This is a genomic window from Streptomyces venezuelae (assembly GCF_008642335.1).
GTDB lineage: Bacteria > Actinomycetota > Actinomycetes > Streptomycetales > Streptomycetaceae > Streptomyces > Streptomyces venezuelae_F.
Map to the genome: position 1 here is coordinate 7,774,341 of NZ_CP029191.1, position 21,952 is coordinate 7,796,292.

Genomic DNA, 21,952 nt, shown 5'->3' on the forward strand with positions numbered 1-21,952 from the left:
CGTCTCCTCAGGATCCGTTCAGGAACGGGCGTTCAGGATCGTCCCCATGCCCCAGCACCGAGCCGCAGGACCCCGCACCCGACGCCGTCGCGCGCGCCGCCTCTCTCGCCGGGCCAGGCTCGGCCGCACGCTGCTGGTCCTCACCGGTGTCCTGGTGCTGTGCGGCGGCGCCGCAGCCTGGTACCTGTACCGCGAGATCGACAGCATCGGCTCCTCGTCCGCCCTCGGCGCCGACGCACCCAAGTCGAAGGACGGCTCGACGAACATCCTGCTGATGGGCCTCGACACGCGGAAGGACCAGAACGGGGACGACCTCCCCAAGGATGTGCTGAGGAAACTGCACGCCGGGAACTCCGACATCGGCGGCTACAACGCCAACACGCTGATCCTCCTGCACGTCCCGGCCGACGGCGGCAAGGCCAAGGGCTTCTCCATCCCGCGCGACGACCTCGTCGACATACCGGGGTACGGCAAGGACAAGATCAAGAAGGCGTACGGGCTCGCGAAGGCGGCCAAGGAGGACGAGCTGCGCGGCGAGGGCGTCACGGACGCGCACGAGCTGGAGCACGCGGGCCGTGAGGCGGGCCGGCAGTCCCAGATCCGCACCGTGCGCGACTTCCTGGGCGTCCCCATCGACCACTTCGCCGAGGTCAGCCTCTCCGGTTTCTACCGCCTGGCCGACGCGCTCGACGGCGTCGAGGTCTGCCTCAACCACCCGGTGAAGGACCGCTACTCTGGCGCCGACTTCCCCGCGGGCAGACAGGAACTCGACGGGCAGCAGGCACTCGCCTTCGTACGCCAGCGGCACGGCCTGCAGCGGGGCGACCTGGACCGCACCCGCCGCCAGCAGGCGTTCCTCGCCTCCGCCCTGCACCAGGTGAACAGCGTCGGCACCCTCACCAACCCGGCACGCCTGCTCGACCTGAAGAACGTCGCCAAGGACAACGTCGTCCTCGACGAGGGCTGGGGCGTCTTCTCCTTCGTCCGGCAGGCCAAGAACCTCACCGGCGGCAAGGTGGAGTTCACGACCCTGCCGGTGGAGAGCTTCGCCAGGCACAACGGCGAGGACGTGAACATCGTCGACCGCGACCTGGTGCGCGAGAGGGTGCGGCAGGCCACGAAGGAGACCGGCGACAAGGGCGCCAAGAACTCCGGCGACCAGGGCGAGAAGAAGTCCGATGACCGTTCCCCGAAGGTCGCGGGGGGCGGTGTGCCGTGCGTGGACTGAACGCCCCCGGCGCCGGTCCGCACGCCCTCGACGCCCGCCGCACCGAGGCGCTGCTGCTCGCCTTCGCCCTCGCCGTCGTCGTCTACGGCTACGCGTCCGCGGGCCTCGCCATGACGGGCACCCCGCCCGCCCGGCTCCTCCACTTCGCCGTCTCCCAGCTCTGCCTGGCCGCCGCCGCCCATCTGGCCGTCCGCAGATTCGCCCCCCACGCCGACCCGCTGATCCTGCCGCTCGCGTTCCTCCTCACCGGCCTCGGCCTTGTCCTGATCCAACGCCTGGACCCCGCCTACGCCGCGCGTTTCGACTCGGCGCCCGCGAGCGGCGGGCAGCTCGTGTGGACCGTCCTCGCGGTGGCCGCCACGATCGCCGTGCTGTGGGCGCTGCGGGACTACCGGCAGCTGCAGCGCTATCCCTACGTCACCATGGCGGCCTCCATGGCCCTGCTGATGGCGCCCGCGTTCTTCCCGGGGGACACCTACGGTGCCAAACGATGGGTGTACCTCGGCCCGCTCTCGTTCCAGCCCGGCGAGTTCGCGAAGGTCAGCATCGTGGTGTTCTTCGCGGGCTTCCTGGTCCTCAACCGCGACGCCCTGTCCTGCACAGGACGCCGCATGCTCGGCATGACGCTGCCGTACGGCCGGCAGATCGGGCCGATCGCCGCGGTGTGGCTCCTGAGCCTGCTGGTGCTGGTCTTCGAACGCGACCTGGGTACGTCATTGCTGTTCTTCGGCGTGTTCGTCGCCATGCTCTACATCGCGACCGAACGCACCAACTGGGTAGCGTGCGGGATCGCCATGACCCTGGTGGGCGCCGTCGCCGTCGGCGCCACCGAACCGCACGTCAAGGGCCGGGTGATGGCCTGGCTGCACCCCTTCGACATCTACCTGCCCGCCGATCGGCGCCCGCCGGGCCTGATCTCGGACCAGGCCGCGCAGGCGCTGTTCAGCTTCGGCAGCGGCGGCGTCACGGGCAGCGGCCTGGGGCAGGGGCACCCGGAACTCATCGGCTTCGCAGGGCGCAGCGACTTCATCCTCACCACCGTCGGCGAAGAGCTCGGCCTCGCCGGAGTGATGGCGGTGCTGCTGCTCTACACCCTGCTCGTCGCGCGCGGCTTCCGTACCGCCCTCACCTGCGGCAACCCGTTCGGGAAACTGCTCGCGGCGGGCCTGTCCCTGGTGATCGCGTTCCAGGTGTTCATCATCGTGGCGGGAGTGACCGGCCTGATGCCGTTCACCGGCAAGGCGCTGCCGTTCCTCGCCCAGGGCGGCTCGTCGATGGTCGCCAACTGGCTGATCGTCGCGCTGCTCCTGGCCATCAGCAACCAGGCCCGCAGGGACCTGTACGAGTCGTCCCCGTCAGATGTGGGCGCCGATCATGCCGAGCCCGTCGACCGCGGCCGGGGACAGCACCGACTCGTCCAGACCGGACAGCGGCAGCCAGGCGACGTCTGACGTGGCGCCGTCGGCCTCGGCGACCTGGACGGGACCCGGCGCCAGTTCGACCACGTAGAAGAGCCCCACCAGATGCCAGCTCACCCCGAGCCTGCGCGCCGAGTACGTCCGGGCGTCCACGAGCCGCGCGCCGACGAGTTCCAGCCCCGTCTCCTCGCGCAGTTCGCGCGCGAGCGCCTCCTCCGGCTGCTCGCCCGGGTCGACGCCGCCGCCGGGCAGATGCCACAGACCGGGTTCGAACACGGGGGACGCGGCCGAGAGCCGGGTCAGCAGGAGCTCGTCCCGCTCGGCCGCGACGGCGTACGCCGAGACACGTGAACGCACCTGATTGCTCGCCTGCTTGCCCACCCGTGCACCTCCGGAGTTCCCGCCCGCGCCATGTGACCGCTCCAGATCGTACGTCGGGTCCGGAACCGCCCCCACGCGGCCCCGGACCCGACGGTGTGCGGCGCGGTTACTTGCCCGACCGTGCCACCTGGACGTCGGCCGCCCGCACGTAGCCGACCCGGTGCCCGTACTGGATCACGTAGTACATGTCCTTGCCGCGGACCACCTTGTGCGGCGCGGTGTCGAACGTGGGGGAGTAGAAGTACTCGCCCGGCACCTTGTCACCGACCACGTACTTCTGACCCGCGAGGATCTTGTACGGCAGCGGCGAGACGCTCTGCACCGGCACACCGGCCGGGTAGGCCTCCTTCTCGGGGTACGCGCGCCCGTACACCGGCACTTCGCTCGCCCCCGCCTTCGGCGTCACCACGAGGCCCTTCGCGTCGACCGCCGTGGGCTGCTTCTTCGGGTTCTTGAACCAGGCCTTCTGGCCGAGGTACCAGACGGCCGTCCAGTCGCCCTCGCGCCCGGCGACCGCGTACTGCTGGCCGGTGGAGAGCCGCGCCCCCGTGTCGTTCACGTCGATCGTGGAGGCCTGGCCGCCGGGACGCTTGCCGATGTCCTTGATCAGCGGCGCGTCGTCACGGGGCTCGGTGTGGACGCGCACCGCCGCCGAACCGTGCGGCACGCACTTCTCGCCGGGCTTGACGCATCCCGTGTACTCGGGCTGGTTCTTGGAGTACTGGGGCGCCACCGTCACCACTCCTCCCTCCGGCCCCGCGGTGCGGTGGAACGGCTTGCCGAGCAGCGTGAAGTAGTGCTGCCAGTCCCAGTACGGGCCCGGGTCCGTGTGCATGCCCGGGATCGACGACGTCACGGTGCCCTGGACGTTGTCGTGGCCGAGGATGTGCTGCCGGTCCAGCGGGATGTCGTACTTCTTCGCGAGGTACTTCACCAGCCGCGCCGACGAGCGGTACATCGCCTCCGTGTACCAGGTGTCGGGGGCGGTGAGGAAACCTTCGTGCTCCAGACCGATCGACTTGGCGTTCACGTACCAGTTGCCCGCGTGCCAGGCGACGTCCTTGGCCTTCACGTGCTGGGCGATGTGTCCGTCGGTGGAGCGCAGGGTGTACTGCCACGACACGTAGGTCGGGTCCTGCACCATCTTCAGGACGCCCTCCCACCTGCCCTCGGTGTCATGGATGACGATCGTGTCGATGCTCTGGCTCTTCGGCCGGTCCGACAGGTCGTGGTTGCCGTAGTCCGGGTTGCCGTTGGGGTCCTTGAACTCCTCGTACGGCGCCGGGATCCACTCGCACGACACGGTCTTCGGGCACTCCGTCTCGCCCTTGGGCGCCTTGCGCAGACCCGCGCGCTCCAGCTGCGCCGCGTCGGGCCGCAGCCCCGGCTCCGGCGCAAGGGTCACTCGCTGGCCCGCGTCCGTGGTCCGCTGCTCGCCGTCGCGGATCACCGCGAACACGTCGTTGGCGTACGTGGCCGCGGTGGCCTCGTCGTCCGCGCCGGAGAAGCGGGCCACGGCGCCGTACCAGTCGGCGGGATCACTGCTCAGCGGCTTGCCGAGCTTGCGCTGCGCGGCCGCGAGCAGGGCGGCGCCGCCCTCGACGTTCGCCGCCGGGTCGGTGCGCAGGTCGGCGGCGGACCGGCCGCTCAGCTCGGCGGCGCGCGGCAGCGTCTTGAGGCGGGCGGGGAGTTCGGACTCCTCGGGGATCTCGGCCTTCGGCGGGGGAGCCGGGCGCGAGGTGTCGCCGCGTGGGTCCTCCGTGCCCTCGCTGTGGTGCGGGGCCGAGGCCAGGGCGGTGCGGGCGTCGGTGAGGTGCATGGGGCCGTAGCCCCCGGTGACGCTGGCCGCGCCGCCGTGGGCGTCCCACCGGGACTGCAGGTAGGAGACGCCGAGCAGCACGCTCTGGGGCACGTGGTACTCGTCGGCGGCCGCGGCGAACGCTCCCTGCAGCCGGTCCGGAGCGGCCTGTTGGGGTGCGCCCGGTGACGGGGCCGCGCCGAGCAGCGGAACCAGCAGGCCGGCCGACGCGAGGGCGCCCGCCGTCCTGACGGTGCGTCTGCGCGCGGACGGCGTACGGGCGGTGTCGGATCCTCGCAATGCAGCCTCCTGGGACTTCTGGGCCGGTGAAGCGTGACGGGGCGTGCGGGGCCGGGCGTGCGTCAGTGGTACCGGCTCTCCGACGATCCGTCAATCATGCCCAGGGGCCGGAATTACGCATGTCAGCGCTGGTCCTGATGGGTCAAGGGCGAGGTACGGACAAGTTTTCGCATGCGGCGGCCCCACCGCCTGCGGTGCGTCAGTGGCGTGGACCAATGATCTCCCGACGCGGCCAGTCCGCGAGGTCCCGCGGCAGTTGCCGGTCGTGCGTCGCGACCACGACCGCGGCGCTCGTGACGCGGAGCGCATCCGTGATACCCCCGGACTCATCTGATGTCCCCGGCCCACTCGAACCGGGCCCGGCCGTCAGGACCCGGGCGGTACGTCGACCGGCCGCCGGCACCGAATTGCCCCAGCTCGGTCGGCAGAGCGACGCCCGCGGTGACCTCCTCGCGCGTCCAGCCGGTGATGTCGAGCAGCAGCCCGTCCAACGGGCCGCCCACCAGCTCCGCATAGGACTTGCCCGGGCGCGGGCCCGGTCGCTCGTGATCCTGGCCGTAGACCCGGCCGCGCAGCAGCTGTTCGTCGTCGCTGTCCATGCGGACCACCCTCCCAGCCGCCACTGACAGCGGCCCCCGTCGGCCATTTCGCAGATCCGCAATTTTTCTTGCCGGAGCGAAACGGTGCTGCGGAAGCTGGCGACATGGACGCCACCGAGAACACGACCGACAACACCGCCGACAGCGCTCACGAGTTCTGGGAGCGGCACTACCGCACCCACCAGGACTGGGGCACCCGCGTCAACCCGTTGCTCGCCGAGACCGCCGCGCCGCTCCTACCCGGCACCGCCCTGGACCTGGGGTGCGGTGCCGGAGGCGACGCCCTCTGGCTGGCGCGGCAGGGCTGGCACGTCACCGCCGTGGACATCTCCGGCACGGCCGTGGAGCGGCTGCGCGAACGCGCGCGCCATGCCGGTGTCGCCGAGCGGATCACCGCGCAGCGGCACGATCTCGCCGGAGGGTTCCCGACGGGCCGCTTCGACCTCGTCTCCGCCCAGTACTTCCACACCCCGTTCCCGCTGCTCCGCACCCACGTCCTGCGTGCCGCCGCGCTCGCCCTGCGCCCCGGCGGGCTCCTCCTGATCGTCGACCACGGCTCCACGGCGCCCTGGTCCTGGAACCAGGACCCCGACGCCCACCACCCGGCCCCGGAAGAGGTGGCCGCCGATCTGGGCCTCGACCCGACGCGCTGGCCGGTGCTGCGGGCGGAGGCGTCCCGGCGCCGGGCCACGGGCCCCGCGGGCGAGACCGCGACAGTCGTCGACCACGTCCTCCTCATCCAGTCCACCGCCGGACTCCTCCGGCCCGCCACGGAATCGGAGTGACGACTCCATGCCGACGGACGACGACGAGAAGACGATCCTCCGGAACGTCCTCGACCAGCTGCGGAACTCGATCGCGGACAAGGTCGACGGCGTGCCGGAACCACAGGTCCGCACGGGCGGAGTCCCGTCGGGCACGAGCCTGCTCGGACTGCTGAAGCACCTGGCGTCCGTCGAACGGTTCTACTTCCTCGGCGAAGAGCCCGCCGACTGGCAGGCGACCATGAGGCCGTCCGCGGAGGACACGGTCGAGAGCTTGCGGGCCGAGTACCGGAAGACCGTCGAGCGGGCGAACGTGATCATCGACGCCTGCCCGGACCTGAAGCTGCCTGCTCCCCGTGCCCGCCGCCGGGGCCCCGTCCCGTCGATGCGGTGGGTCCTCGTCCACATGATCGAGGAGACCGGCCGCCACGCGGGCCACGCGGACATCCTGCGCGAGCGGATCGACGGAACCACCGGCCGCTGAGAGGCGGGTGAAGGCGGATGAAGGCGGGTTGCGGGCAGGTGAAGATGGACGCATGGCAGGGGAGAGCGGAAAGAGCGGAACAGCAGCCAGGGACGGCGCGAGTGCGACGGAGGTCGACCTCGGCACACAGGACCTCCGCGAGGTCACCGCGTTCGCCGCGGCGTGTGCGGCGGAGGTGCTCGCGGTCTTCGAGGCCGACCGGCCGGACGACGCGCGCCCGCGGGACGCGATCGACGCGGCGAGGGAGTTCGCCGGGGGAGGCGAGCGCGGAAAGCGCCTCCGCGACACCGCCTGGGCGGCGCTGAAGGCGGCCAAGGAAGCGGAGGCCGGGCCCGCGCAGGAGGCGGCGCGTGCGGCGATGGCCGCGGCCGGAGCCGCCTATCTGCACCCGCTGGCCAAGGCCACCCAGGTCAAACACATCCTGGGAGCGTCGGCCCATGCGGCGCGTGCGGCCGAGCTCGCGGCCGGGGACGACAGGACCGTCGGAGCCGAGCGTGTCGAGCGGGCGGCGCGCCGGGCGACACCGGCCGTCGTCGACGTACTCGCACGCTATCCGGCGGCACCGGCCGGCGGGGGACGGGTGGGCGAGCTGATCCGCGAACTGGACGCGCACCTGCGCCCTGGGTGTGGCGGCGGAGGGGGCGGTGTCCCCGGGCCTCATCTGTAGCCCCTGGGGAAGATCGTTCTGGTCTCCCCCGTCCAGTCGGGGCTCTTTCGTGCCCGAGGCCGCGCCCCGAACCCGTCAGACGAAACGCCGTACGAACGCGAGCGCCACGTCCGCGACCTCACGCCACCTGCTGTCGAGCGTCAGCGCATGGTCCCTTCCGTGCAGCTCGACGATCTCCGTGACGCCCGGATTGCGCTTCTGCCGCTTGTACGCGCCGCTGGCGAGCGCCCACGGAATCGCGTTGTCCTTGCCGCCCGAGATGACGAGCAGCGGGCCGCGCTGCGGATTGCGGCAGTCCACCTTCACCTCCGTGCGGGGGTTGAAGTTGGCGAGGGCCGCCTGCATGGGCGGGGCGCACGGCGCGGGCACGGCGTACCGCTCGTAGATGGAGCGGGCCTCCTCCTCGCTGACTGCGTTGGCGTAGGCGTAGCGGAACTGCTGGTACGTCAGAGGCTTCGCGCGCTTGCGGTCGGCGGGGTTCGCGATCATCGGGATCAGCGAACGCACCGTCGTCAGGGGCATCGCGAGGACGCCGCGGAACGGCGCCGGGTCGATGGCCACCGACGCCGCCGAGAGGCCCCGGCCCGCGAGGATCTGCGTGAGCAGCCCGCCGACGGAGTGCCCGATCACCACGGGCTTGCGCTCCAACGTGCCGATGAGGCCCGCCAGATGGTCGGCGACCTGCCCGACCGTGCGGCCCGCGATGGTCTCGGGGTACTGCCTGGCCTCGGTCGTCGTCGCCGCTTCGCCGGGCCACGTCAGGGCGACCGGGGCGAACCCCGCGGCCTCGAAGTGCGGCAGCCAGTGGTCCCAGCTGCTCGCCAGCATCCACAGGCCGTGCACGAAGACGGCCGGTGTGCGGTCGGAGGAATTGGCCCGGTCGATCTGCTCTGCGTCGGTTGCGGACATACCCAGACGCTACGGTCACCGGCGCCGTGCGGTCAGGGGGATTCGACGGTGTTGGCCGATACTGCCGCCCGCCCTGCCGGATCGCACCGTCACGGGTGGGACGCGTGTGTCCGCGGAGGGACCCCTACGGGTGTCAGCGCGCCGCGCCCGACAGGACGCGGTCCACCTGCCGCGGCGAGAGCGCGTGCTCGACCGCGAGGATCCCCGCACCGATCGCCGCCGCGTTCTCCCCGGTACGGCTCGGCTCGATGCGCAGCACATGCGTGGCCAGCGGATGCGAGCGGCGGTAGACGGCCTCCCGGACGCCCGCGAGGAGCTGGTCGTGGACGGCGGCGAGCGCCCCGCCGACGACCACCGTGTCCGGGTTGAAGAAGTTCACCAGGCCGGCGAGCACCTCGCCGACCGCACGGCCCGCCTCACGGACCATGCGCACGGCGTCACGGTTGCCCGACTTGACCAGACGTACGACATCGCTGCCCGACGTGGCATCCAGGCCGAGCGCCGACAACCTGCGGGCGAGCGCGGCGCCACCCGCGACCGCCTCCAGGCAGCCCGTGTTGCCGCACCGGCAGGGATCCTCCACATCACCGACCCGGATGTGCCCGATGTCGCCCGCACTGCCCTGCGCCCCTCGGTGCAGCCTCCCGTCGGCGACGATGCCGCAGCCGATGCCCGTGCCCACCTTGATGTACAGGAGGTAGCGGGTGTCCGGAAAGGCGCGGCGCTGCTCGGCCAGCGCCATCACGTTCACGTCGTTGTCGACCAGGGCCCGCGGGCCGAACCGGTCGGCGAAGAACTCGGGGATGGGGAACTGGTGCCACCCCGGCATGATCGGCGGATCCACCGGCCGGCCCGTGGAGAACTCGACGGGCCCGGGCACGCCGACACCGATCGACTTGAGGCCCCCCGCGTCCCGCCCCGACTCCTTGAGCAGGGTGCGCAGCGTCCGCTCCACGTGGCCGAGAACGGCCTGCGGCCCGTCCGCGATGGACAGCGGGTCCTCGCGCAGCGCCAGCGTCTCGCCGCCGATGTCCATGAGCGCCACCCGGCAGTGCGACGCGCCCAGGTCCACGCCCGCCACCGCGTGCTCGCGGGTCCGCAGCCGGAGCCTGCGCGGCGGCCGCCCGCCCGTCGAGCCGCCGTCGGCCTCCTCCGCGAGGAAGCCGTGCGCGATGAGCGCGTCCACGCGCTGCGAGACCGTCGACCGCGCGAGACCGGTCAACCGGGCGATGTCCGCACGCGTCTCCGCCGCACCGGTGCGCAGCAGGGCGAGCACCTCACCGGGCGAGGACGGCACGGCTGCGGGCAGATGATCCGGCGCTCCAGACATGCCGCAACCTTAGGGACGACTTTCGCTGCTCACAAGGCCGATGCTGTTCGATCGCCGACCTAAGTACCCGTCAATTGCCGCACACAGAAACGCGCTTGAGCCCTTGACAGGTCAAAGCGCGCTCATCACATTGCTCTGCAGACCGCTGCCGAAGGAGCCGAGGGTGCAGGCGATACAGGCAAGCCAGGTGAACCGCACGATGCTGACGATGCGCGGAGTGTCCAAGAGCTTTCTCGGGGTGCGCGTGCTGCACGGGGTCTCACTCGATCTGGCCGCGGGCGAGGTGCACGCCCTCGTCGGCGAGAACGGCGCGGGAAAGTCGACCCTGATGAAGATCCTCGCCGGCGAACACATACCGGACGAGGGCACGATCACGCTCGACGGCACGGAGCACGCCTTCACGCATCCCGCGCAGGCGCAGGCCGCCGGAATCGGCATCATCCACCAGGAGTTCGCGCTCCTCGCCCACCGCACCGTCGCCGAGAACGTCTTCCTCGGCCGCGAGCCCACCCGCCGCGGCCTCGTCGACCGCCGCACGATGGAGACACGAACGGCCGCCCTGCTCGACGAGGTCGGCGTACCGGGCATCACGCCGCGCACGTACGTCCGTGACCTGTCCGTCGCCCGCCAACAGACCGTCGAGATCGTCAAGGCGCTCGCCTCCGACGTGCGCGTGCTGGTCATGGACGAGCCGACCGCTCCCCTCGCCGACCACGAAGCGGGCCTCCTGCACGCGCTCGTACGCCGCCTCGCGGACCGGGGACTCGGCATCCTGTACATCTCGCACCGCCTGCGCGAGGTCTTCGACCTGTCGCAGCGCATCACGGTCCTCAAGGACGGCCGCCACGTGACGACCGTGCCCACCGCGCGGACCGACACCGACCAGGTCGTACGCGCCATGGTCGGCCGCGAACTGAGCGCCTACTACCCGCCCCGCGCCCGCCCCGAAGACATCGGCGACGTCCGCCTGAGCGTCCGCGGCGGCGGCAACGGCCGCCTGTCCGGCATCGACCTCACCCTGCGCGCGGGTGAGGTCACCGGCGTCGCGGGACTCCAGGGCTCCGGCCGCACTTCCCTGGCCCGCGCCCTCTTCGGCGCGGCGCCCTTCACCGAGGGCACCATGACCGTCGACGGCACCGCCCTGCGCCCCACGTCACCGCGCCGGGCCATCCGCGCGGGCATCGCCCTGGTCACCGAGGACCGCAAGGCCGAAGGCCTCGCCCTGCGCCAGTCCGTACGCGACAACGCCCTCCTCGTCACCCGCGCCGTCCCCGACCGGAACAGGCCGCCCGCCGCCCGCGAGCCGACCGCACTCCTCGAACGCGTCCGCCTGCACGCACGCGGCCAGGACCAGCAGACCCAGTACCTCTCCGGCGGCAATCAGCAGAAGGTCGTCATCGCCAAATGGCTCGCCGCGCGGCCCCGCGTCCTGCTCTTCGACGAGCCGACCCGCGGCGTCGACGTCGGCGCCAAGGCCGCCATCCACACCCTCGTCCGCGACCTCGCCCGCGAAGGCCTCGCCGTCCTCATCGTCTCCTCCGAACTGCCCGAACTCATCGGCATGAGCGACCGGATCCTCGTCATGGCCGACGGCCGCATCGCAGGTGAACTCCCGCCGGGCGCCGCCGAGGAGGACGTCATGCGCCTCGCCACCGGACACCCCGAGGCACCCCCGGCACCCGGCGCGCCCCCACCGGCCCGTGGCCCCACCCCGCCCCCGCCCGCGCCCGGCAGATCCGCACAGGAAGGAGCCGCATGACCGGCACCGCCGTCGCGCCGCCCCCCACCGTGAAACCGAGCGTCCGGCACCACCGGAGCCGGCTCGCCGACCCGGCCGTCGGCATCTGGCTCGCGGCCGCCGCCGTCACCGCACTCGGCTGGATCGTCGTCGCCGCCCGCGGCGGAGACTTCCTCACCCTCGCCAACATCGTCGGCATCCTGCAGAACTGCGTCGCCCTCGGCCTCGTCGCCGTCGGCCAGACCGCCGTCATCCTCACCGGCTCCCTCGACCTGTCGGTGGCCTACCTCATCAGCCTCGGCACGCTCGTCGCCGCCACCACCATGGAGGACGGCGGCGTCGTCACCGCGGTCCTCGCCGTCCTCGCCCTCTCGGCGGCCGTCGGCCTCGCCAACGGCCTCATCGTCACCGGACTCAAGGTCAACGCCTTCATCGCCACCCTCGGCACCGCCTTCATCCTGCGCGGCTGGATCGAGGACAACTACACAGGCCCCGCGGGCAAGGTCACCGTCTCCTTCCAGCACCTCGGCTACGACCGCATCGGTCCCTTCCCCGTCTCCCTCTTCCTGCTCCTCGCGGTCGCCGCCGCACTCTGGCTGATCACGCGCCGCACCCGCTTCGGCCACCACCTCTACGCCACCGGCGGCGACGAGCACGCGGCACGCCTCTCCGGCGTCCGCACCCGCCGCACCGTCGTCGCCGCGCACGTCCTGTGCTCGCTGTGCGTGGGCGCCGCCGCGCTGTTCCTCGCCGCACGCCTCGGCTCCGGCGCCCCCTGGGCCGGCACGGAGGCCCGCTACGACCTGGAGTCGATCGCCGCCGTCGTCCTCGGCGGCACGGCGCTCGCGGGCGGCCGCGGGGGAGTGGTCGGCACCCTGGGCGGCGTCCTCGTCCTCGCCGTCCTGGACTCCGTCTTCAACCAGCTCGGCGTCGATCCGTTCTTCAAGAACGTCGTCCGCGGCGTCGTCATCATCGCCGCCGTCGCCCTCTACGCCCGGCGCGGCAGCAGGAGGCCCACATGACCACGGCCACGGCGACCGGCGCGACGTACCAGCGCGTGGTCCGCTCCCTCGGCACCGGCGCTCCGGTCTACGCGCTCCTCGCGGTGCTGCTCGTCCTCCTCGCGGTCACCGACATCGGCTTCTACGAACCCGACCGCTTCCTCGCCTTCGTCAAACGGGCGGCGCCCCTGGTGATCCTCGCGGCGGGCCAGTACCTGGTCATCGTCTGCGGCGAGTTCGATCTGTCCGTGGGGGCGATCGTGACCGCCGGGGTCGTCGCGGCCGCCGAGGTCTACGGCTCGTTCCCCGGCGCGCCCTGGTTGCTCATCACCGCCGGACTGCTGCTCGCGGGAGCGCTCGCCGGGCTGCTGAACGGCCTGATCACCACCTGGCTGCGCGTCCCGTCGTTCATCACCACGCTCGGCATGATGCTGATCCTCGAAGGAGCCGTCTTCTACTGGACGGGCGGCTCGCCGCACGGCCAACTCCCGCAGGACTTCCGGCAGCTGGGCCGCGGCACCGCGCTGGGTTGGCTGCCCTGGGCCGTCGTCGCCTGCCTCGCCGCGGGCGCCCTCGCGGTCCTCCTCATGCGCTCCGACTTCGGCCGGACGCTCGTCGCGACCGGCGACAGCGAACGCACCGCGGCCCTGTCGGGCGTACGCGTGCACCGGGCCCGCGTCATCGCCTTCGTCCTCTCCGGGGTGGCCGCCGCGCTCGCCGCCGTCCTCGTCGGTGGCTTCTCCGGCGTCTCCGCGCAGGCAGGGCGAGGGTACGAGTTCGAGGCGATCACCGCCGTGGTCCTCGGCGGCGTCGTGCTCGGCGGCGGCCGCGGCAGCGTCGTCGCCGCGATGGCCGGCGCCTTCTCCCTGCAGGCCCTGTTCACCCTGCTCAATCTGCGGGGCGTGTCTGGCGCCCTGGAGTCCACCGTCCAGGGCGTCATCGTCATCGCCGCCGTCGGCATCGGTGCCGCCGACTGGTCCCGGCTGCGCCGTCGTCGTACCCACTCCTCGGGAGGGACACCCACATGAACCCCCGCACGGTCCGCAGACGCATGCTCGCCCCGGCCGCCGTCCTGCTGTCGGGCGCCCTGCTCGCCGCGTGCTCCAGCGACACCCCGCTCGACGCGCCCGCCGCCGCGAGCGGAAGCACGGACACCGATGGCGACAAGCCGTCCGAGTTCTTCGAACGGTCCGAATACAAACGGCAGATGGCGCTCGCCCGCGAGACCCCTCGGGGCCCGGCGGGCAAACCCTGGGAGCAGATGCTCGAACCACAGATGACCAGCACCGCCCAGTACGAGAAGAAGGGTTCGGGCGGCGTGCACCTCTGCTTCTCCAATGCGGGGGTCTTCAACCCCTGGCGGCAGGTCGGCCTCAAGACCATGAAGGCCGAGGTGAAGCTGCACGAGAACATCTCCGACTTCACCGTCCTCGACGCGCAGGGCAAGGACGACAAGCAGATCTCCGACATCCAGGAACTCGCCGGGAACAAGGACTGCGACGCCCTCATCGTCTCCCCGAACACCACCGCCACTCTCACCCCCGCCGTGAAGGAGGCCTGCGGCAAGCTGCCCGTCATCGTCTTCGACCGCGGCGTCGAGACGGACTGCGCGGTCACCTTCGTCAACCCGATCGGCGGGTACGGCTACGGCGCGGTCGCCGCCGACTTCCTCGTCGACGAGGTCGAGCCGAAGGGGAAGATCCTCGCCCTGCGGATCTCACCGGGAGTCGACGTCCTCGAAACCCGCTGGTCCGCGGCGAAGCTCGCCTTCGACAGGAGCCGACTCGACGTCGCCGACGTGAAGTTCACCGACGGCGACCCCGCCAAGACCAAGTCCATCGTCGCCGACGCCATCTCCCGGCACGGCTCCATCGACGGCGTGTGGATGGACTCCGGCGCCACCGCGGTCGCCGCCGTCGAGGCCTTCGAGGACGCGGGCGTCGACGTACCGCCCATCACCGGCGAGGACCAGCAGGACTTCCTGGAGGCCTGGAAGGAGAAGAAGCTCACCGCCATCGCCCCCACCTATCCGACCTTCCAGTGGCGTACGCCCGTCATCGCCGCCCTCCGCGTCCTGGACGGCAAGCCGGTCCCCAAGGAGTGGAAGCTGCCGCAGCCCACCGTCACGCAGGCCAACCTCGACGAGTACCTCCGCGACGACATGCCGCCGCTGCACTACGCCATGTGCGGCTGCCGGAAGCTGCCCGGCTACCCCGAGGACTGGGGAGGGAAGAAGTGACGCCGACGGACGGGCCTCAACCGCGCTCCACAGTCTGGAAGTTGGGCGCCAACCCCTGGATCTGGCACTCACCCGTGACCACCGACGCACTCGCCGAGACCCTTCCCCGCCTCGCCGACTGGGGCTTCGACTGCGCGGAACTCCCGCTGGAGAACCCCGACGACTGGAACCCCGCCGCCGTCGCCAAGGTCCTGGACGCCACCGGCATCTCCCCGGCCGCCGTCGTCGCGGTCATGTCCGACGGCCGCAACCTCGTCCGCGCCGACCCGGTCACCGCCCGCACCACGCAGGACTACCTCCGCCGCTGCGTCGACGCGGCGCACGCGGTCGGCGCCCCCGTGGTGGCCGGACCCGTCTACGCGCCGGTCGGCCGCACCTGGCGCATGGACCGCACCGTGCGCGCGGCGGCCTACGAGGAGTGGCGGGCCAACATCGCCCCCGTCGTCGCTTACGCGGCCCGCGCCGGGGTCCGCATCGCCGTCGAGCCCCTCAACCGGTACGAGACGAGTCTGCTCAACACCGTCGCCCAGACCCTCGACGCCCTCGAAGGCCTCCCCGGTGACGCCATCGGCATCGCCCTGGACACGTACCACCAGAACATCGAGGAGCACTCCCTGCCCGAGGCCGTGGCCGTCGCGGCGGGGCGCATCGTCCACGTCCAGGTGTGCGCCAACGACCGCGGCGCGCCGGGCGCCGACCACCTCGACTGGCCCGGCTTCCTGGCCGCGCTGCGGGCGGCCGAGTACCGGGGCGCCCTGTGCATCGAGTCGTTCACCGCCCACAACGACGCCATCGCGGTCGCCGCCTCCGTCTGGCGGCCCCTGGCCCGCGGTCAGGACGAGCTCGCCACGGACGGCCTGCGCTTCCTGCGCCGCACCCTCGCGGCCCTCTGAACACTCCGCGTCTTCCGGCATCCGGCACACCCGTTCCGACCACACAGAGAGGACCACTCATGAGCTGTCATGCTCGTGACACACAAGGTCTCAGGGGTCCACGAAGAGCGGTCGTCGCCCTGGCCGCCGCCCTGCTCCTCACCGTGGCCTTCCTGCCCGGCGCCGGAGCCACGGCCGCCGACAGGGCCCCCGCCTTCCGCGCCCTGCTCTTCACCAAGGCCGTCGGATACGTCCACGACTCCATCCCCGCCGGCGTCCAGATGGTGCAGGAGCAGGCGGCGACGGAGAACTTCGAGGTCGTCCGGACCGACGACGCCACCGTCTTCGACGACGCCAAGCTCAAGGACTTCGACGTCATCATCATGCTGCAGAACTCCGGCATGGTCTGGGACACCGAGGCGCAGCGCGACGCCATGAAGAAGTACGTGAAGAGCGGCAAGGGCGTCGTCGCCCTGCACAACACGCTCGACATGGGCGTCGAGGACTCCTTCCCCTGGTGGGACGAGCTCATCAACGCGGGCGCCCACATGCCCGCCCACTCCCCGGGCGTCCTCAAGGGCACCGCCAAGGTCGCCGACCGCGCCCACCCCTCCACCAAGGGCCTGCCGGAGCGCTGGGAGCGCCCGGAGGAGTGGTACAACTTCGACAAGAACCCCCGAGGCGACGTCCACGTCCTGGTGACCGCGGACGAGACGACGTACGACCCGGGCGGCTCCGCGATGGGCGCCGACCATCCCATCTCCTGGTGCCGCAACGCCGAGGGCGGCAAGGTGTGGGCCACCGCCATGGGCCACGACAAGGCCTCCTACAGCGAGCCCGCCTTCCGCGAACACGTGCTCGGCGGCATCAAGTGGGCCGCGGGCAACGCTCCCGGCGACTGCGGCGGCACCGTCTGGTCCGGCTACGAGAAGACCGCCCTGGACGACAACACCGCCGACCCCATGGAGCTCGACGTCGCCAAGGACGGCAAGGTCTTCTACGTCCAGCGCAGCGGCGAGGTGAAGATCTTCGACCCGAAGACCCACGCCACCACCACCGCGGGCAAGCTCGACGTGTACACGGGCGGCGAGGACGGCCTGGTCGGCATGGAGCTCGACCCCAAGTTCGCCACCAACCGCTGGATCTACCTCTACTACGCGCCCGCCAAGGCCACCGACGACGTCAACCGACTCTCCCGCTTCACGGTCAGGAAGAACAACACCCTCGACCTCACCAGCGAGAAGAAACTCCTCGACGTCCCCGCCTACCGCGACCGCACCTTCCCCGAGCCGGGACACACCGGCGGCGCCGTCGAGTTCGGCCCCGACCGCACCCTCTACCTCGGCGTCGGCGACGACACCCCGCCCAACCTCGACCCCGCCTGGCAGGGCTACGCCCCCCTCGACTGGCGCCCCGGCAAACAGATGCTGGACGCCGCCCGCACCGCGGGCAACACCAACGACCTGCGCGGCAAGATCCTGCGCATCAAACCCAAGGACAAGGGCGGCTACACCATCCCCAAGGGCAACCTCTTCCAGCAGGGCACGCCCAAGACCCGCCCCGAGATCTACGCCATGGGCTTCCGCAACCCGTTCCGCTTCACCGTCGACCCCCGGACGGGGTACGTGCACGCCTCCGACTACGGCCCCGACCGCGGCGGCCCCACCACGGAACGCGGCCCCGAGGGCCTGGTCGAGTACAACGTCATCAAGAAGGCCGGCAACTTCGGCTGGCCCTTCTGCCACGGCAACAACCAGGCCTACGCGCCCTACGACCCCGACACCCAGAAGGCGGGCCCCAAGTTCGACTGCGCCAAGCCCGTCAACCCGTCACCCAACAACACGGGCCTGAAGGACCTGCCGCCCCTGGAGCAGCCCGAGATCTGGTACGGCTACGGCACCTCCCAAGAGTTCCCCGAAATGGGCTCCGGCGGCTCCGCACCCATGAGCGGACCCGTCTACCACTACGACGCGAAGAACCCCTCCACGACGAAGTTCCCCGCCTACTTCGACGGCGCGAACTTCTTCTACGAGTGGGCACGCGACTCCGTGAAGGAGATCCGCTTCGACCAGGACGGCAAGCTGCTCAAGATCAACGACTTCCTCAAATCGGCGAAGTTCGCCAAGCCCATGGACATGACCTTCGGCCCCGACGGATCGCTGTACGTCCTGGAGTGGGGCAGCGAGTTCGGCGGCGGCAACAACGACTCCGGGCTCTACCGCGTCGACTACGCACAAGGCCAGCGCATCCCGCTCGCCAAGGCCAAGGCGTCCGCCACCGACGGACCCATCCCGCTGAAGGTCGACTTCTCCAGCACGGGCAGCACCGACCCCGACGGCGACGCCCTCGGCTACGCCTGGGACTTCGACGGCGACGGCACCTACGACTCGACGGAACCCAACCCCTCCCACATCTACACGACCAAGGGCGACTACAACGCCCAGCTCAAGGTCACCGACTCCACGGGCAAGTCCGGCTACGCCAACGTCCCCGTCACCGCAGGCAACACCGCGCCCAAGGTGACGATCGAGACGCCCGTCCACGGCAAGCTCATCGACTTCGGCGACAAGATCCCGTACAAGGTCACCGTGACCGACCCGGAGGACGGCACCGTCGACTGCTCGAAGGTGACGGTCAACCCGGCACTCGGCCACGACGACCACGAGCACCCCACCACCGACCTCCCCGGCTGCGAGGGGACCGTCGACACCGGTGACCTCGGCGGACACCCCGAGGGCGCCGACCTCACGTACGTCCTCAACGCCAAGTACACCGACAAGGGCGGCGACGGAGTCAGCGCCCTGACCGGGTACGGCCGATCCGTGCTGCAGCCCAAGCACAAGCAGGCCGAGTACCGCGACGACCAGTCGGGGACGCGCGTCGTCCCGCAGGAAGGGGCCGAGAACGGCAAGCGCGTCGGCGACATCAGCAACGGCGACTGGATCGCCTTCGACCCGATGAGCGTGGAGGGCATCGGCAAGGTCGCGTACCAGCTGTCCTCGCCGTACGGCGTCGGCTCCATCGAGCTGCGCGCCGACGCACCCGACGGCAAGCTGCTCGCCACGACCCCCGTCCCCGACACCGGGGGCTGGGACACCTACCGGTCGACACCCGCCGTCCCGGTCGAGGCCCTGACCGGAACCCACAAGCTGTACCTGGTGTTCACGTCGCCCCAGGACAACTCGTTCGACGTCGACGCGGTGCGGTTCTCGGCGCCCTAGTCGTCCCGGCCACAAACGAAGGGTCCGCGGTGCGCCCCTGTCCAAAGCGCACCGCGGACCTGTTTCCCCGTCAGCGAGTGCCGACCGCCGCACGCACGGCCCGGCGGGCCAGCTGGCAGTCGTCGTGCAGCCGCCTCAGCAGCAGCCGCTGTTCCTCGCCGGACGGCGCAGCACCGGGATGGGCCGGGCCCGGTGCCGCCGGGGCCGCGTCGTGCATCGAACGCTGCACGGCCGTTTCGTACGTACGGATCTCCCTGGTCAGGACCAGCATCAGGTTGACCAGGAACGCGTCACGCGCCGCCGGGCCCGCCGCCTGCGCCAGCTGACTGATCTCGCGCCGCGCCACCGGGGCGTCCCCGAGCACCGACCACAGGGTCGCCAGGTCGTACCCCGGCAGGTACCAGCCGGCGTGCTCCCAGTCGACGAGGACGGGCCCCGGAGGCGAGAGCAGGATGTTCGACAGCAGGGCGTCGCCGTGGCAGAACTGCCACATCGCCTGGTGACCCTGGCCCTGATGCGCGACGGAGTGCGCGATGCCGTGCAGCAGCTTCTGCAGGTCGCCCATGTCGCGGTCCGTCAGCAGGCCCAGCTCGTGGAAGCGGGTGATGCGCTTGCCGTAGTCCATCGGCTTGCCGAACATCTCGGCCGGCGGCCGCCACTGGTTGAGGCGGCAGATGGAGCTCAGCGCCGCCCGGATGTCCGGACGCGGCGGGGACTCGATGGGATGCCGGTGCAGCGCCGCCACCCGTCCGGGCATTCGCTCGATCACCAGTGTGCAGTCGTCCGGATCGGCCGCGATGAGCCGCGGCGCACGGACCGGCGGGCGGTGCCGGACGAATGAACGGTATACCGCTATTTCGTGCCTGATCCGCTCCGCCCAGCCGGGCGAGTGGTCCAGCAGACACTTGGCGACGGCGGTGCTGCGCCCGGTCGTGCCGACGAGCAGCACGGTGCGACCACTTCTGCGGAGCACCTGCACCGGATTGAACTCGGGGCAGATGCGGTGCACCGAGGCGATCGCGGTGCGCAGTTGCGCCCCCTGGGGGCCGGACAAGTCGAGTCTCCCGCTGAGCGTTTGCGTGCCGGCGCCCGGCATGCGGGGCGTGCGGCCGACGCCCAGCGGCGCGCCCGCGGGGCGCACCGGCTCCAGATAGGGACCGTTCCCCGACGACGGGGTCACCTCGCGGCTCCGGTGGACCGGGGGACGCGGGTGCAGCGGCCGGGGCGGGGCGGACACGGAGGACGATGCTGCGTACATGGGCGATACAGATCCCTTCGTGTGCCTGTGAATTGCGTGCGCCTCCCGGCCCGATCGCTTCGGGTGCACCCTGGGGAGTGCCTTGCGGCGACCGGGTCGGGGTGGCGCACTCCTACCTGACACCCGCCGTCCCCTGGCACACCATGTGGCGCACCCTGGCGAACCCTGGCGAATAGTCGCTCAGCAACTGACAGAGGGTTACTGTCAACTCAGCCGAGAACCTGGGGGCTTGACGTGAACGGACAACCCAACACCCGCCTTTGCGACCTGTTCGGCCTGGCCGGCTGGTCGAAGGGGGAGCTCGCGAGACTGGTGAACCGGCAGGCGGCGGCCATGGGCCACCCCCAGCTGGCCACCGACACCTCGCGGGTGCGGCGGTGGATCGACATGGGAGAGATCCCGCGCGATCCGGTGCCGCGGGTGCTGGCTGTTCTGTTCACCGAGCGTCTCGGCCGTGTCGTGACCACTGAGGATCTGGGTCTGGTCCGGCACGGGCGCGCAGGGAAGCGGCGTGGCGACGGGAGTGTGGAGCACCCCGACGGCGTGCCGTGGGCGCCCGAGCGGACGGCCGCGGTCCTCACCGAATTCACGGGAATGGACCTCATGCTCAACCGACGCGGCTTGGTGGGCGCGGGCGCTGCGCTTGCCGCAGGCTCCGCACTCAGCAGCGCCATGCACGACTGGCTGCACACCGATCCGGCCCTCAAGGCCGACGCCCCCCGTATCGAAGACCCCTTGCACGTCGACCCCGCGGGGCTCGACCGCTACGAGGCCGCTCCCATCGGGTCCCAGGAGATCGAGGAACTGGAGCGCTCCGTCGAAGTGTTCCGCGCCTGGGACGCGGCCCGCGGCGGCGGGCTGCAGCGCAAGGCCGTGGTGGGCCAGCTCAACGAAGTGGGCGGCATGCTCGCCTACCGGCACCCCGACCACCTCCAGCGGCGCCTGTGGGGCGTCGCCGCCAACCTCGCCGTGCTCGCCGGATGGATGTCGCACGACGTCGGCCTGGAGCCCACGGCGCAGAAGTACTTCGTCATCGCCGCGCACGCCGCCCGCGAGGGCGGCGACCGCCCGCGCGCCGGCGAGGCACTGTCGCGTGCCGCGCGCCAGATGGTGCACCTCGGCAAACCGGACGACGCCCTGGACCTGATGAAGCTCGCCAAGTCGGGCGCGGGCGAGGAGGCCCTGCCCCGCACCCGGGCGATGCTCTACACCATCGACGCCTGGGCCCACGCGTCGATGGGGCGCGGTCAGGCGATGCGACGCGCCCTCGGTCTCGCCGAGGACCTCTTCGTGTCCGACAAGGGGGACGTACCGCCGCCGAGCTGGATGCAGATGTTCGACGAGGCGGATCTGCACGGCATGCAGGCCCTGGCCTACCGCACCCTCGCCGACCATGAGGCGTCCGCGGCGAGCGCGGCGCAGCGGCACGCGAAGGAGGCGATCGAGCTGCGGGCCGCGAACCGCGACCGGTCGCAGATCTTCGACTACATCTCGCTCGCGTCGGCCTGCTTCATCGCCGACGACCCCGAACAGGCCGACCGGTACGCACGCTTGGCGCTGGTGTCGATGCGGGCGAACTCCTCGCACCGCACCTGGGACCGGCTGCGCGAGATGTACCGGCTGACCGCGCAATACGCGGGCTACCCGAAGATCCAGGACCTGCGCGAGGAGATCAAGTTCGCCCTGCCGAAGGCGAAGGGCACCAGGGGGAGGACGGCGAGGGCGTAACGCACCGGAGCACGCAC

18 protein-coding genes are annotated in these 21,952 nt (G+C 71.4%); 12 read left to right on the forward strand and 6 right to left on the reverse strand.

Going from position 1 to position 21,952, the window contains the following annotated elements; all coding sequences use genetic code 11:
- Window positions 1–46 precede the first annotated feature (46 nt).
- Window positions 47–1,228, forward strand: coding sequence for an LCP family protein (locus DEJ49_RS34625; protein WP_150187764.1), 1,182 nt, complete (start codon window positions 47–49; stop codon window positions 1,226–1,228).
- Window positions 1,216–2,679 (forward strand): FtsW/RodA/SpoVE family cell cycle protein, encoded by a 1,464-nt coding sequence (locus tag DEJ49_RS34630; protein ID WP_223833122.1) that lies wholly within the window; start codon window positions 1,216–1,218, stop codon window positions 2,677–2,679. The genes DEJ49_RS34625 and DEJ49_RS34630 overlap by 13 nt, the downstream gene beginning before the upstream one ends.
- Here DEJ49_RS34630 and DEJ49_RS34635 read toward each other — a convergent pair.
- The 3 genes from DEJ49_RS34635 to DEJ49_RS34650 form a co-directional block, all read right to left on the reverse strand.
- Window positions 2,584–3,027: an NUDIX hydrolase gene (locus DEJ49_RS34635; RefSeq protein ID WP_223833123.1), complete on the reverse strand. Its 444-nt coding sequence runs from the start codon at window positions 3,025–3,027 to the stop codon at window positions 2,584–2,586. The genes DEJ49_RS34630 and DEJ49_RS34635 overlap by 96 nt on opposite strands.
- Window positions 3,028–3,133: 106 nt before the next feature.
- The gene (locus DEJ49_RS34640) at window positions 3,134–5,125 is read right to left on the reverse strand and encodes an N-acetylmuramoyl-L-alanine amidase (RefSeq protein WP_150187765.1); all 1,992 of its coding nucleotides are present in this window, start codon (window positions 5,123–5,125) and stop codon (window positions 3,134–3,136) included.
- Between the two features lie 326 nt (window positions 5,126–5,451).
- Entirely contained in the window at window positions 5,452–5,724 is a 273-nt protein-coding gene (locus tag DEJ49_RS34650) for a hypothetical protein (protein WP_150187766.1), read from the reverse strand.
- Between the two features lie 104 nt (window positions 5,725–5,828).
- On the opposite strand from DEJ49_RS34650, the gene DEJ49_RS34655 reads away from it, so the two are divergent.
- The 3 genes from DEJ49_RS34655 to DEJ49_RS34665 are packed head-to-tail and all read left to right on the forward strand — an operon-like array spanning window position 5,829 to window position 7,639.
- The gene (locus DEJ49_RS34655; protein WP_150187767.1) at window positions 5,829–6,509 is read left to right on the forward strand and encodes a class I SAM-dependent methyltransferase; all 681 of its coding nucleotides are present in this window, start codon (window positions 5,829–5,831) and stop codon (window positions 6,507–6,509) included.
- 7 nt (window positions 6,510–6,516) lie between these two features.
- A complete protein-coding gene (locus DEJ49_RS34660) occupies window positions 6,517–6,972 on the forward strand; it encodes a DinB family protein (protein WP_150187768.1) in 456 nt (151 codons plus the stop codon).
- A gap of 52 nt (window positions 6,973–7,024) precedes the next feature.
- Window positions 7,025–7,639: a putative immunity protein gene (locus DEJ49_RS34665; protein WP_150187769.1), complete on the forward strand. Its 615-nt coding sequence runs from the start codon at window positions 7,025–7,027 to the stop codon at window positions 7,637–7,639.
- Between the two features lie 75 nt (window positions 7,640–7,714).
- Here DEJ49_RS34665 and DEJ49_RS34670 read toward each other — a convergent pair whose 3' ends face one another.
- Together DEJ49_RS34670 and DEJ49_RS34675 are read right to left on the reverse strand one after the other, a co-directional pair.
- The gene (locus DEJ49_RS34670) at window positions 7,715–8,548 is read right to left on the reverse strand and encodes an alpha/beta hydrolase (RefSeq protein WP_150187770.1); all 834 of its coding nucleotides are present in this window, start codon (window positions 8,546–8,548) and stop codon (window positions 7,715–7,717) included.
- Between the two features lie 133 nt (window positions 8,549–8,681).
- Window positions 8,682–9,878, reverse strand: coding sequence for an ROK family transcriptional regulator (locus DEJ49_RS34675; protein ID WP_150187771.1), 1,197 nt, complete (start codon window positions 9,876–9,878; stop codon window positions 8,682–8,684).
- A gap of 199 nt (window positions 9,879–10,077) precedes the next feature.
- On the opposite strand from DEJ49_RS34675, the gene DEJ49_RS34680 reads away from it, so the two are divergent.
- From DEJ49_RS34680 to DEJ49_RS34705, 6 genes are all read left to right on the forward strand, one after another.
- Window positions 10,078–11,637 carry a sugar ABC transporter ATP-binding protein gene (locus tag DEJ49_RS34680; protein ID WP_150188685.1) on the forward strand — a complete coding sequence of 520 codons (1,560 nt, stop codon included), beginning with the start codon at window positions 10,078–10,080 and terminating at the stop codon, window positions 11,635–11,637.
- The gene (locus tag DEJ49_RS34685) at window positions 11,634–12,638 is read left to right on the forward strand and encodes an ABC transporter permease (protein ID WP_223833124.1); all 1,005 of its coding nucleotides are present in this window, start codon (window positions 11,634–11,636) and stop codon (window positions 12,636–12,638) included. Before DEJ49_RS34680 ends, DEJ49_RS34685 begins: the two co-directional genes overlap by 4 nt.
- Window positions 12,635–13,645 carry an ABC transporter permease gene (locus DEJ49_RS34690; RefSeq protein ID WP_150187772.1) on the forward strand — a complete coding sequence of 337 codons (1,011 nt, stop codon included), beginning with the start codon at window positions 12,635–12,637 and terminating at the stop codon, window positions 13,643–13,645. Before DEJ49_RS34685 ends, DEJ49_RS34690 begins: the two co-directional genes overlap by 4 nt.
- Entirely contained in the window at window positions 13,642–14,856 is a 1,215-nt protein-coding gene (locus DEJ49_RS34695; RefSeq protein ID WP_150187773.1) for an ABC transporter substrate-binding protein, read from the forward strand. The genes DEJ49_RS34690 and DEJ49_RS34695 overlap by 4 nt, the downstream gene beginning before the upstream one ends.
- A gap of 74 nt (window positions 14,857–14,930) precedes the next feature.
- Window positions 14,931–15,749, forward strand: a complete 819-nt coding sequence (locus tag DEJ49_RS34700) for a sugar phosphate isomerase/epimerase family protein (protein WP_223833125.1) — start codon at window positions 14,931–14,933, stop codon at window positions 15,747–15,749.
- A gap of 59 nt (window positions 15,750–15,808) precedes the next feature.
- Complete coding sequence (locus DEJ49_RS34705) at window positions 15,809–18,949, forward strand: ThuA domain-containing protein (protein WP_150187775.1); 3,141 nt, start codon at window positions 15,809–15,811, stop codon at window positions 18,947–18,949.
- Between the two features lie 70 nt (window positions 18,950–19,019).
- Here the strand turns inward: DEJ49_RS34705 and DEJ49_RS34710 are convergent, their stop codons facing one another.
- Window positions 19,020–20,207, reverse strand: a complete 1,188-nt coding sequence (locus DEJ49_RS34710; RefSeq protein ID WP_150187776.1) for an aminoglycoside phosphotransferase family protein — start codon at window positions 20,205–20,207, stop codon at window positions 19,020–19,022.
- A gap of 234 nt (window positions 20,208–20,441) precedes the next feature.
- Between DEJ49_RS34710 and DEJ49_RS34715 the strand changes: the two genes are divergently transcribed.
- Complete coding sequence (locus tag DEJ49_RS34715; RefSeq protein WP_150187777.1) at window positions 20,442–21,935, forward strand: hypothetical protein; 1,494 nt, start codon at window positions 20,442–20,444, stop codon at window positions 21,933–21,935.
- Window positions 21,936–21,952: the final 17 nt, after the last annotated feature.

Excerpts from the sequence above, each read along its gene's own strand:
- DEJ49_RS34625 (WP_150187764.1), top strand. The coding sequence starts at position 47 with ATGCCCCAGCACCGAGCCGCAGGACCCCGCACCCGACGCCGTCGCGCG.
- DEJ49_RS34655 (WP_150187767.1), top strand. The coding sequence starts at position 5,829 with ATGGACGCCACCGAGAACACGACCGACAACACCGCCGACAGCGCTCAC.
- DEJ49_RS34660 (WP_150187768.1), top strand. The coding sequence starts at position 6,517 with ATGCCGACGGACGACGACGAGAAGACGATCCTCCGGAACGTCCTCGAC.
- DEJ49_RS34680 (WP_150188685.1), top strand. The coding sequence starts at position 10,078 with ATGCTGACGATGCGCGGAGTGTCCAAGAGCTTTCTCGGGGTGCGCGTG.
- DEJ49_RS34710 (WP_150187776.1), bottom strand. The coding sequence starts at position 20,207 with ATGTACGCAGCATCGTCCTCCGTGTCCGCCCCGCCCCGGCCGCTGCAC.
- DEJ49_RS34690 (WP_150187772.1), top strand. The coding sequence starts at position 12,635 with ATGACCACGGCCACGGCGACCGGCGCGACGTACCAGCGCGTGGTCCGC.
- DEJ49_RS34685 (WP_223833124.1), top strand. The coding sequence starts at position 11,634 with ATGACCGGCACCGCCGTCGCGCCGCCCCCCACCGTGAAACCGAGCGTC.
- DEJ49_RS34670 (WP_150187770.1), bottom strand. The coding sequence starts at position 8,548 with ATGTCCGCAACCGACGCAGAGCAGATCGACCGGGCCAATTCCTCCGAC.
- DEJ49_RS34665 (WP_150187769.1), top strand. The coding sequence starts at position 7,025 with ATGGCAGGGGAGAGCGGAAAGAGCGGAACAGCAGCCAGGGACGGCGCG.
- DEJ49_RS34650 (WP_150187766.1), bottom strand. The coding sequence starts at position 5,724 with ATGGACAGCGACGACGAACAGCTGCTGCGCGGCCGGGTCTACGGCCAG.
- DEJ49_RS34695 (WP_150187773.1), top strand. The coding sequence starts at position 13,642 with ATGAACCCCCGCACGGTCCGCAGACGCATGCTCGCCCCGGCCGCCGTC.
- DEJ49_RS34675 (WP_150187771.1), bottom strand. The coding sequence starts at position 9,878 with ATGTCTGGAGCGCCGGATCATCTGCCCGCAGCCGTGCCGTCCTCGCCC.
- DEJ49_RS34705 (WP_150187775.1), top strand. The coding sequence starts at position 15,809 with ATGAGCTGTCATGCTCGTGACACACAAGGTCTCAGGGGTCCACGAAGA.